Source organism: Spirillospora sp. NPDC049652 (assembly GCF_040675125.1).
Lineage (GTDB): Bacteria > Actinomycetota > Actinomycetes > Streptosporangiales > Streptosporangiaceae > Spirillospora.
Window position 1 is genome coordinate 1 of the sequence record NZ_JBFAOF010000152.1, and the last position, 11,318, is coordinate 11,318.

Consider the following 11,318-nt stretch of genomic DNA (forward strand, 5'->3'; position numbering starts at 1 on the left):
CTCGGCGGCCCGCGCCGGGGGCAGGTCGAGCACGGCTCCGACCTCGGCGTCGTCCAGGCCGTGCCGCAGCAGCAGGTCGAGCGACTCCCGCTCGGGTCCGCGCAGGCCGCCGAGCGCCGCGTGGACGAGCCGCCGGGTCGCCAGGCGGCGGGCGCGCTCCGCGTCGTCCAGGAAGAGGTCCTCGACCTCCGGGGCCTCGCGGCGCTCGGCGGGACGCCGCGGATCGCGCAGCCGCCGCACGCACTCGTTCCGGACGAGCGCGTACAGCCAGGCGCGGAAGGCCGCCGGATCGGTGAGCCGCCCGGCGTGCGCGTAGGCCGTGAGCAGCGCCGCGTGCAGGGCGCGGGCCGCCTGGTCCTGGTCGCGCAGCAGGGCGTGGCAGTAGTCGAACAACCGGGCGGCGTAGGCGTCCACCAGGCGCGCGAGCGCGTCGGTGTCCGCCGCCGGGAACGGCGCGGTCGCGTCGCCGGGCGGCGGTCCGGACAGCACGTGCGCCCCGGATCTGGCCAGGGAGCGCGCGAGCCGTTCGTCGTCCAGGCGGTCGAGCGTGGGCCAACCTGTCACGAGGTCCTCCCGCGGGCTGGGCAGGGGAATTCGGGGGCGCGCTCGAGGCAGAGGAACCGTGCTGCGGAACCGGGGCGGCGTGCGGGGGGTGCCGCCGGGGGGCCGCCGGATCACTCGGCGGAACGCTGGAGCCGCGGACGGGCGGAAGGTCGGACGACCTGCCGGGGAAGGCCCGCCGGAGAAGTGGCGAAGTGTGTGGAGGCCCGACGGCCCCGCTCCCCGTCGGGCCTCCACACAGAAAGACGGCCGACCCGGCCGTCCGGTTGACACGGGTTGCGAGAGAAATTTCGGGGATTTCGGGCGGGCCGGTGACCCCGTGCGTGACGTGCGGGAACGGGCGTGCGAGGGGGGCGGAACGGTCGTCCGGCGGCGCGCGGAACGGCCATTCCCCGCGCCGCCGGCTGCCGGACGACCCACCGGAAGCCGGACGACCCGCCGGGAGCCGGACGACCCGCCGGGAGCAGGACGACCCGCCGGACGCCGGACGGCCCCGCCGAGGCCGCCCTCGCGGGCGACGTCGGCGGGGCCGTCCGTCTCGCGGCCGGTGGACGGCGCGCGGGTGCGGGCGCGGGGCCCGCTACTGCTTGATGCGGCGGGAGAGCATGGCCAGGAAGATCCGGCTGATCTCCTGCGGGGTCTTGGCGACCTCGACGTCACCGCCGGTGAGCTGCGCGATCTGCTTCAGCTCGGCCGGGTTGGTGTCCGGGCCGAAGCCGATCATGTTGACCTGGATCGGCTTGTTCGGGTCCTTCTCGGCCTTCAGCTTGGCGAGCGTCTCCTTCAGCGACGGGCCCTTCTTGTCGTCGTTGGTGCCGTCGGTCAGCAGCACGATCGACGTCCCGAACTCCGGCTTGTAGGTCCGCTTCATGTACTTGTAGGCCGCGAGGACCGACCGGTAGATGCCGGTGTCGCCGTCCGGCTTCGGCTTCATCTGCTGGAACTGCGACAGGATCATCGTCCGCCGGGTGCTGGACCCGATCCGCTCGCCGAGCGGCCCGACCGACACGGCCTCCTTGTAGGGGACGCCGCCGCTGCCCATGTTCGTGGAGAACACCCAGACGCCGAGCTCGGTGTCGTTCGACATCATGCTCAGCCCGCCCTGCGCGACCTGCTGGATCGCCTGGAGCCGGTTGGTGTTCGGGCCGACCGGCGCGACCATCGAGCCGGACACGTCGATCAGGGTGAGCATCCGCAGGCCGAGCGACAGCTTCGACCACGCCTGCATGACCTCGGTGACGTCCGCGGGCTTCGGCGCCGGGAGCTGGCGCACCCGGCCCGGGGTCACGCCGAGCTTCGGCGTGAACGAGGACGGCGCCTTGCCGTCGGCCGACCGGAACCCCAGCTCGCGCACGTCCGACCTGGTCGCGTCGGTGTTCAGCGCCTGCTCCAGCAGGTGCGCGGCCTTCTGCCGGTCGCCGTCGGTGGTCGTGACGGTGAACGGGTAGTCGAACATCAGCGTGCCGTCGTCGGGGTACAGCGCCTGCGCGGGCTCGGCCGGGTTGCCCTTGTTGTACCGGTAGATCGCCTGCTCGGGGGCGAGCGCCACGGGCTGCCGCGACCGCCGTCCCTTCTGGAACTGCTTGAACTGGTCGTCCACGGTCGGGACGGTGCTCTCCCGGACGGTCCGGACGATCCCGGTGAAGATCGAGGCCTTGTTGGCGTCGCCGGTCAGCAGGATGTTGGTGACCATCAGGGCCGACATGCCCGCGGTGTTGCGGCCCGGGTCGGGCACCAGCAGCCGGATCATGTTCGGCGGGATCATCTGGTTCTTGGTGACACCGCCGCCCTGGACGCCGCCCGCCGCCTTCAGCAGGTTGTCCCACGACGGCGTCGCCGTGACGCCCTGCTTGCGCAGCGTCGAGGCGAGCGTCTGCGGCAGCCCGATCACGAGCGGGCTGCGCGCGACCGACGTCTTGGTCGGCTGGATCGCCGCGCCGCCCTTGGACGCGCCGCGCACGAGCGACGTCCACAGCGAGGAGTCGGGGATCCACACGTCCGGACGCTGGTCGCCGCCCTGGTCGACGGCCGTCCCGGACAGCACCGTGGACACCTCGTACGGCCGGCTCTTGGTGACCGTCGCCTTGACGCACTTCCCGCCGACCTTGTGCCGGTCGTCGTTGAACCGCCCGGCCGCCTTCGTCACGGCCGGCTCGATGTCGGGGGACGCCGAGACCCTCAGGTCGATCGCGTTGCCGCCCGAGCAGCCCGCGCCGCTCTCGGCGAACGCGTACACGCCGACGCCGAGCAGCAGCGCCAGGCCGACCGCGCCCGCCATCGGCCCGATCAGCGCGGACAGGCTCCGCTTGCGCCTGCGGCGGCCCTGCTCGTACCCGCCCGACCCGTCGCCGTATCCGCCCGATCCGCCGGAGCCGCCGCCGTAACCGCCCGACCCGCCGTATCCGCCGGAGCCGCCCGGGCCGTCGCCCGTGCCGCCCGCGCGTCCGCCGAAGAACCCGGTCGGGCGCTCGCCGGACCGGTTGAGCAGTTCGTCCTCGTCGCCGTAACCCGAGTCGCCGTACCCGGACCGGAGCGGGCCCCGGCGGGGAGCGCCCTCCTGACCGTACCGGGCCACGTCCGATCCGTACTGCGCGGCCTCGTCGGAGTAGCGTCCGCCGCCGTACTCGCCGCCGGCGGCGGCCTGCCGTCCGAGGCCGTAACCGCCCGGGTCGGACGCGCCGGAGAACCCGCCCGGCCCGCCGAAGGTCTGCTGGGGCCCGGACTGCCGGGGAGAGAACCACTCAGGCGAGGTCTCCGGACCCGCGCCGCCCGCGCCTGGCCCGCCCGGGCCACCGGGACCGGTGGGGTAACCGCCGCTCTGCCCGGTGCTCGGCATCGACGGGTAGCCGCCCGAACCCGGCGGCGCGGACGGCCCGAACAGGTACCCGCCCGACTCGCCGGCCCCGCCGGGGGACTGCCGCGGCCCGTCCGGCCCGCCCTCGCGGGGGGCGAACCAGTCGGAGGACGCCCGGCCCTCGTCGGCAGGGCCGTGGGGCGGCCGGGCGCCGTCGCGCCCGCCGTCGCCCGGCGTCCCTTCCGGGAGGTCATTGCGATGACGTCCGTTCACGGCTGTCCTCGATTCAGCAGAAACCCGTGGATGTTCCACGGCACTGTAGTAGTACGTCCCGGCGGTGACAAAGACTGCTAAAAACGATGATGACGCAGGTCATGAGCATTTGTCTCGTTGGTTCATGGCGTCGGCGCGGCCCCCGGCGGGGTGCCCGGCACGTCCGGAACGCCGGTCCGCAAAGGGGATCCGAGGGCCCGGACGACGCCTCGGGACGGCCCGCGCGAGGCCTCCGGAGGGCCGGACGACACGTCCGCGCGGGCCGGGCGACACGTCTGCGCGGACCGGGCGAAGACTCCTGGACGCGGTTAGGACGGCGGGGCAACTCTCGTCCGCGCCCGTTCGTCCCAGAGGATGGGGACGGAACGGCTTCACACGACGGGGTTCGCCGAGGGCCCCGCGACCGGGGGAGCGGGTGTGGACGAGACCAGCGGCGACGGCGCCACCGACCGCGCACCGGACCGGCCCGCGACGACCACCGCGAGCAGCGACAACACCCGAACCCCCGCCACCTCCGCCCCCACTCCCGCGCCCGTCCGGGCCGGCGGCCGGGCTTGGCGGACGTGGGTGGCGTGGGGAGGAGTGGCAGCCTGGGGTGCGTTCGCGCTGATGCGCTGGGCGGACGGCGATCGCGTTCCCGGGCTCGGAGTGTTCGCCGCGCCGGTGCTGGCCGTGACGCCGTATGTCGCGGCCACCGCGCCGATCCCGGTCGCGGCCGCCCTCGTGCTGCGCCGTCCGCGTGCCGCGATCGCCGCGGGACTGGTCGCGGCCGGGCTGCTCGCCGCCGTCCTGCCGCGCGCGATACCGAGCGGCCAACCCGCCGCGCAAGGCCCTGAGCTGCGCGTTCTCACCGCGAACCTGATGTTCGGCAACGGCAGCCCGGCCCGGATCGTCGAGCTCGTGCGACGGACGGACGCCGATGTCCTCAGCCTCCAGGAGTTCCCTCCCGAGGCCGTCGCGAAGTACGAGAACGCCGGGTTGACGAAGCTGCTGCCCTACAAGGTGACCGACACCCGCTGGGGCGCGGCCGGATCCGGCCTCTATTCGAAGTACCCGCTGCGGGCGCTGCCGTCCCTGCCGAAGACGCAGATGGCGATGCCGTCCGCCGAGTTCACCCTGCCCGGCGGACGGCGCGTCCAGATCACGGCCGTCCACCCCGTCCCGCCCATCAACGCCGAGTCGCTGGGCGACTGGAAGCGCGACCTGGGCGAACTCCCGGCGGGCGGCGGCACGGCCACCGCCGCACCCGCGGGCGGCGCCGCGCGACCGGGCGGAGCCGGAGGGGTGACCCGTGTCCTCGCCGGCGACTTCAACGCCACGCTCGACCACGCCACCCTCCGCCGCCTGATCGGACGCGGCTACGCCGACGCCGCCGACCGGGCGGGGCGGGGACTGGTCCCGACCTGGGGGCTCGGGCAGTCGCGCCCGCCGCTGACCATCGACCACGTGCTGCTCGACCGGCGCTGCGCCGTCCACTCCGTCCAGATCTACGATCTGCCCGGTAGCGACCACCGCGCCCTGTTCGCGCGCCTGCGACTCCCCTGAGCAGGCACAATAGGGGGATGGTCCACCAGGTTCCGGTCACCGACCCCGCCGATCCGCGCCTCGCCGACTACACCCGGCTCCGGGACGTGAACCTGCGCAAGAGCCTGGAGGCCGAGCACGGGCTGTTCATCGCCGAGGGCGAGAAGGTGATCCGGCGCGCGGTCGGCACCGGGCACCCTGTCCGGTCGCTGCTGATGGCCCGCCGCTGGCTCGACCCGCTCGCCGACGTCCTGGACGGCGTCGACGCCCCGGTCTTCGTCGCGGACGACGACGTCGTGGAGGCCGTCGCCGGGTTCCCGGTCCACCGCGGCGCGCTCGCGTCGATGGGACGGCTCCCGCTCCCGCCGGTGAAGGACGTCGTCGCCACCGCCCGCCGCGTCCTCGTCCTGGAGGATCTGGTCGACCACGGCAACGTCGGCGCGATCTTCCGGTGCGCGGCGGCGCTCGGGGTGGACGCGGTCGTGCTCGCCCCGCGCTGCGCCGACCCGCTCTACCGCCGCTCGGTGAAGGTCTCGATGGGCGCGGTGTTCGCCGTCCCGTACGCGCGGATGACCAACTGGCGGGACGACCTGGGCGTCCTGCGCGCCGCCGGCTTCTCGCTGTTCGCGCTCACGCCCGACGCGTCCGCCGTGCCCTTGGACGAGGCCGACTTCGGCGACCGCGCCGCGCTCATGCTCGGCTCGGAGGGCGACGGTCTCTCGTCCCACTGGATGGACGAGGCCGACCGGCTCGTCCGCATCCCGATGAGCGACGCGGCCCTCGCCAACGGCGTGGACTCGCTGAACGTCGTCGCGGCGGCGGCCATCGCCTGCCACGACCTCGTCCGCTCCCGCTGAACCCGCAGGTCCGCGACCCCGCGGTGCGGGCGTGCGCGGACTGGGCGGGCGCGGGTTGAGCGGGCTACTCGCCGAAGGCTGAGCGGGTTACGTGCCGGAGGCTGGACGGGCTACTTGCCGAACGTTCCCTTGCGGGGACGCCGGTGGGCGCCGCCCTTGGCGTGCTTCCCGGCGGACGCGCCCGGCGCGGCGGGCCGGCGTCCGAGCCGCAGCTGCGTCAGGAGCAGCGAGAACGCCACCAGCAGCGCCGCGAGCCACGCGATCTGCGTGCTGGCGACCCGCTGGAAGGCCATCTCCTGCGCGACCGGGGCCTTGTTGGCGCGCAGCGTGCTCTGCGGCGTCGCCAGGGAGGTGTCGGGCGTGGCGACCGACGGGCTCGGCGCGTTGCCGCCGGTGATCGGCGGCAGCGCGACCTGCGGACTCTTCGTCCCGTCGAACGAGCCGTTCGGGTTGGGCGGGACGTAGCCGTTGCGGTTGCCGGTCACGGTCGTGTTGTTGTTCCCGCCGCCGTTGCCCCCGCCGGTGCCCGTCGTGCTCTTGGTCGGGCTCGGGCTCTTGGAGGTCGGCTTGGACTTGACGGGCGGGTCGGACGGCTTGCCCGGCTTGGTCGGCTTCGGGCTGGACGGCGTCGGCGACGGGCTCGCGAGCGGCGTGAACACCACCGTGCCGCCGCCGGACTTGACCGTCTTGCCGTCCTGGACCACCGAGGCGGTCACCGTGACGGGCGTCTTCTTCTTCACGTACTTGGAGGCGAGCGTGAAGCTCTGCAGGGCGGTCACGGACTCGCCCTTCACGCCGTCGAAGCCGCAGCCGTGGGAGGCGCTCAGCGCCGCGCCCTTGCCGCAGGACGGCACGTCCAGGTCGACGTGCGAGGTGGCCGTGCTCAGCAGCACCCGGACGCCGGAGAAGTCGCCGCCGCCGCCGGTCACGGTCGCCACGACCGTCGCGGTCTGGTCCGCCTTCACCTGGTCCTGCGCGACCGCCACGCTCAGGACGAACGGCGGAGCCGCCGGGGACGAGGAACCGGACGGAGAGTCACTCGGCGTCGGGTCGGCCGCCGCCGGGAGTGCGAGGACCGTGCAGGCCCCGACCGCGACCACCGCCGCCGCTCCGAGACCCTTCAGTGCCGGTACGCCTGCCCGCCGCGAAGCCACGCCCGAGCCACCTCCGTCGCGTCGTCGTCGAACGCCCGAGTCCCGCTCTACCCAGGACTCGATCCCGGAATCATGCGAACACGGATCCAAGGCTGAAATCAACCCCGTGTCCGATTCGGACGGGCATCCAGGACACTACCGTCAGATGAACTCCTCGCGCACGTCCTGGAGTTCCCCGCTCGGGGCCCAGGCCTGCCAGACGCCCTGGTCGATCCGCTCCAGCCCGAGCGCCTCGGCGACCGGCGACCGGCCGCCCGCGTACTCCACCCGCGTCCAGCCGTCGTGCTCGCCGACGACCACGAACGGCTCACCGCGCCACCGGCACACCGTCCGGACGTAGCGCAGCGACTCCAGCTCGAACGCCGGGACGACCCGCCGGAACCGGTCCGGCCGCAGCTCCTCGAACCCGTCGGTCGGCTCCGGCGCGTACAGCCGGATCTCCCCGTCCGCGCCCGGCACGGCCTCGAACTCCCGGCCGAGCCAGCGGGCCACGTACCCGTCCCGGATCACCGCGCCACCTCCGTCCGGCCGGCGGGCGTCGCGCCCTCCGGCCGCAGCCAGGCCAGCCGGTCCGGGTCGTACATCGCGACGAACCGCTCCGAGCCGTCCCGGCCGAGCACGTACATCTCCGCCCCGAACGGCAGCCGGACGCTGTCCACCTTGTACTCCCGGATCGACCCCGCGCTTCCCGGCGCGAAACCGTCCCCGCCGAACGGCGGGCGCTCCACGACCCATCCGGCCTCGCCCCAGGAGGCGACGTCCTCCTCGGTGCTCCCGCCGAACGGCACCCGGTACAGGTCCGGGCAGTACGCCGGCCACCGGATCACGTGCACCGAGTCGTCCGCCGGTGAGAACGGCGACTCCTCGTACAGCAGCCCGAGCGTCTCGTACAACTGGCCGGGGGTCAGCAGCTCCGCGACGTCCGACGTCGGGTGGACGAACCCGCCCACGCGGTCGTACCCCTGGTCCAGGTACCAGGCGACATGGGCGTGCGGGACGACCTTCTGCATGATCGTCGGTTCGGTGCCGAGCTCGCCGTCCGGCTCGGCGGCCCGCCGCCGGTCGGCCGCGCCCCCGAACGCCGCGACCCCGTCGAACGCGTCGTCCTGCCGGACTCCGGCCACGTCGGGAGCACCGGGACGGGACCCGCCGGGCATCCCCGGCACCCCCGCGCGCGGTCCCCGGGGAACCTCGACCCCCGGCCCTCCGGGCACCCGCGCCACCGGGACATCGCGCTCCGGGGACTCGAACTCCCCGGACGCACCGGGCCGATACTCACCGGGAGCGGCTTGCTCGGACCCGACCGTCCCGTCCGCGTATCCGTCGGACACCGCGGCATCGCGGGTCGGGGCCACATTGTCGTGTTGGCCGGACGGCCGGATGAGGGCGTCGTCCCGCGCCGCCACGCCTCGGCCGCCGCGTTCCGCGGTCTCCGGGCCGGTCGGCGCGGCCGGGCGCGGCCCGGCCGGTGCCGTCGCATTGGCGGCGTGCTCACCGGACGCGGCGGCGCGGCCGTCGTGCGCTCCCATGGCGCGGCCGTCCGCGGCCGAGGCCGTCCCCGCCTCGGCGACCGCGCCCTGGTCGGCGACCGCGCCGGGCTCGGCTTCCGGGGCGTGGGCGAACGCCGTGAGCGTGGACGGGTCCGGCTCGGGCTCCGGGACGGGCTGGATGAGCCCGACGCGGATCGCCCACTCGCTGAGCGCCCGCACCTGGTCACCGCGCAGGGACGCGCCGATCCGGGTACGCGGGTTGAGGAGCATCGCCCAGTCGTCGCGCGGCCACGCGGCGATCAGTTCACGGAAGTCCGCGTACACGAACCGCGACTCCGGAAGCACTTCGCGCAGGCGGACGAGCGAGGTGAACACCTGCACGGCCGAAGGGCCGCGCAGCGCCGCCTCCCAGCGGAACTCCCGCTGCGTGGGCGTCACCTCCAGCGGCGCGTCCTGCGGGATGGGCACCAGCACGTTCGCCGCGAGCAGCACCCGCAGGAACGCGTCGGAGTCACCGGCGAGCGCCGCCTCGAACAGCTCCTGGTCGATCCGGTTGCCGGGCTCGAACTCCGGCTCGGCCCCGCCTTCGGCCTCGTCCTCCGCCCGGGGTCCGCCGTCCGCCGGACGCTCCGCCGCCGTGGCCGGATCCGGCCCGGAGCGTCCAACCGCGCGTTCCGGTACGGAGCCGTCCACACGCCCGGCGGTCTCCGTGCGTACGGCGATATCGGCGGACCCGGCCGTCGCAGCCTGCCCAGCGTCGGCCACATTCGCCGGTGCGGCCGCTTCCGGGCGTGCTGCCGCGTTCGCCTGTCCGGCGTCGCTCGCATATCCAGTCGCCTTTGCCTGGTCGGCTACGTCTGCTTGGCCAGTGCTTTCGGCGCGGTGGGTTGCGTCGGTCTGTCCGGCGACGTTCGCGTATCCGGTCGTCTCCGCCCGGTCGGCTGTGTCCGCTTGGGCGGCGGTGTCCGCGTAACCGGGGGTGTCTGCACGGTCAGCCGTGTTCGCCTGTTCGGCGACGTTTGTGTATCCGGGCGTGTCCGCGGGGGTGGCCGTCTCTGCCCGGCCGGGGATGTTCGTGTGTCCCGGTGCGGCGGTGCCGTCGGAGGCGTCCGCCTGTCCGGCGCGGCTCGGGTGACCGGCCGTGTCCGCATGCTCGGCCGGGACGGGTTGGCCGAGGCCGTCGGGACGTTCGGCGGCGGCCGCAGAGGCGGGCGCGTCATGTCCGGCGGGGGCGGCGTTGTCAGTTTCACTTGCGCGTCCGGCGGCGTCCGCGCCTCCGACCGCGTCCACGCGAGCGCTCGTGTCCGCCTGCCCATGCGCATCCGCGTGCGCGTGGCCGGGGACATTCACGGGGTTGGCGGCGGTACGAGTCGCCTCCCCTGCTAGCTCAGAGGTGTCCGGGCGTCCGGCCGCGTCCACGTGGGGGAGGCCGGACGGGGCCGCGTGGCTGCGCGGCTCCGGGTTCGCGTCTACGACGGTCTGCATGAGGTCGGACGCGTCCGGAATGTCCGTGCGCCCGGCGGCTCCCGCGCTTTCCGGGACGTCCGCGTGCGGTGTCGCGCCGGTCAGGGCACTTGCGTCGGTGCGCGCGTCCGCGGCCGTGCGTTCGGGCGTGCTCGCGTAGCCGGGGACGTTCGCCTGTCCGCCAGCGTCCGCGATCGCGGGCGTGTCGGTGCGCTCAGGAGCGGTCGCGCTCAACGGCACCGGGCCGGTCTCGGCGGACGCCTCCGGCTTCGGGGCCGGGGTGTCGGCGAGCGGCGCGGCCGGGAACGGGGTCTCGGCGGCGGCCTGGTCGGGGGACGGCTCGGCGGGACCGCTCAGCGCGCGGACCTGCTCGCCGGGGATGGCCGCGTCCACCGGCGTGCCGGGGTTCAGGACGAGCGTCCAGTCGGCGTCCGGCCAGGCGGCGACGACCTCCAGGAAGGTCGGCATGACGAACCGGGACGATCCGACCGCCTCGTTCATCCAGCGCAGCGACGTGAACAGCTGGATCGCGACGCGCCCGTGCACGCGCGCCGGTCGCCACGGGAACTCCGGGTCGTCGGGGGTGATGCCCCACGGCGTCTCGGGGTCGGCGGGGACCAGCACCTGCGAGCCCAGCAGGACCTTGAAGAACGCGTCGGTGTCGCGGCGCACCGCCGCGTCGAACAGCCGCTGCTCGACCTCGTTCTGCGCCTCGAACTCCTCCGACATGCGGCGCGCGGCGCGCTGGTCGGCCCAGGTCGCGAGGCCCGGCAGCTGCTCGGCCAGGATCGTCCCGCCCGCCGGGGAGCCGGGGTTGACCGCCAGCGCGTTCGCGTGGTCCGGCCAGTAGCGCAGCACGAGCGGGAACGGGACGCGGATCGAGTCGGCGCCGGGCCCGGAGGTCTCGGCGAGGCGCTCGGGGGAGGTGAAGACCTGCACGAGCGTCGCGCCGTCCACCTCGCGCGTCTGCCAGGCGAACCCCGCGCGCCCCGGACGGAGCGTGAAGTCGGCGTCCGGGCCGACCGGCAGCAGCACCTCGGCGTCGGCGAGCGTCTGCAGGAAGAGGTCGTGGTCGTTGTCGGACGCGGCGCGCAGCAGCGACCGCTCCACGTCGTTGGCGGGCTGGAACTCCGGGCGCGGCTCGGCGCGAGGCAGGTCGCGGTGCCGGCCCTGGAGCTCCTCCCACGGCTCGTCCGCGTCC

At 74.6% G+C, this 11,318-nt stretch carries 7 protein-coding genes; 2 read left to right on the forward strand and 5 right to left on the reverse strand.

Features of this window, described 5'->3' with window-relative positions:
- Positions 1-564: RNA polymerase sigma factor (locus AB0J52_RS13255; protein WP_500181828.1), on the reverse strand; the 564-nt coding region annotated here is incomplete at its 3' end.
- 577 nt (positions 565-1,141) lie between these two features.
- Entirely contained in the window at positions 1,142-3,628 is a 2,487-nt protein-coding gene (locus AB0J52_RS13260) for a substrate-binding domain-containing protein (protein ID WP_500181829.1), read from the reverse strand.
- Between the two features lie 417 nt (positions 3,629-4,045).
- On the opposite strand from AB0J52_RS13260, the gene AB0J52_RS13265 reads away from it, so the two are divergent.
- Together AB0J52_RS13265 and AB0J52_RS13270 are read left to right on the forward strand one after the other, a co-directional pair.
- A complete protein-coding gene (locus AB0J52_RS13265; protein WP_500181830.1) occupies positions 4,046-5,173 on the forward strand; it encodes an endonuclease/exonuclease/phosphatase family protein in 1,128 nt (375 codons plus the stop codon).
- A gap of 17 nt (positions 5,174-5,190) precedes the next feature.
- Positions 5,191-6,009, forward strand: coding sequence for a TrmH family RNA methyltransferase (locus AB0J52_RS13270; protein ID WP_500181831.1), 819 nt, complete (start codon positions 5,191-5,193; stop codon positions 6,007-6,009).
- Between the two features lie 110 nt (positions 6,010-6,119).
- On the opposite strand, the gene AB0J52_RS13275 is transcribed toward AB0J52_RS13270, so the two are convergent.
- The 3 genes from AB0J52_RS13275 to AB0J52_RS13285 all read right to left on the reverse strand — a co-directional run.
- A complete protein-coding gene (locus AB0J52_RS13275; RefSeq protein WP_500181832.1) occupies positions 6,120-7,109 on the reverse strand; it encodes a hypothetical protein in 990 nt (329 codons plus the stop codon).
- Between the two features lie 195 nt (positions 7,110-7,304).
- Positions 7,305-7,673, reverse strand: coding sequence for a UCP033725 family protein (locus AB0J52_RS13280; RefSeq protein ID WP_500181833.1), 369 nt, complete (start codon positions 7,671-7,673; stop codon positions 7,305-7,307).
- Positions 7,670-11,318: SseB family protein (locus tag AB0J52_RS13285; RefSeq protein WP_500181834.1), on the reverse strand; the 3,649-nt coding region annotated here is incomplete at its 5' end. The genes AB0J52_RS13280 and AB0J52_RS13285, both read right to left, overlap by 4 nt.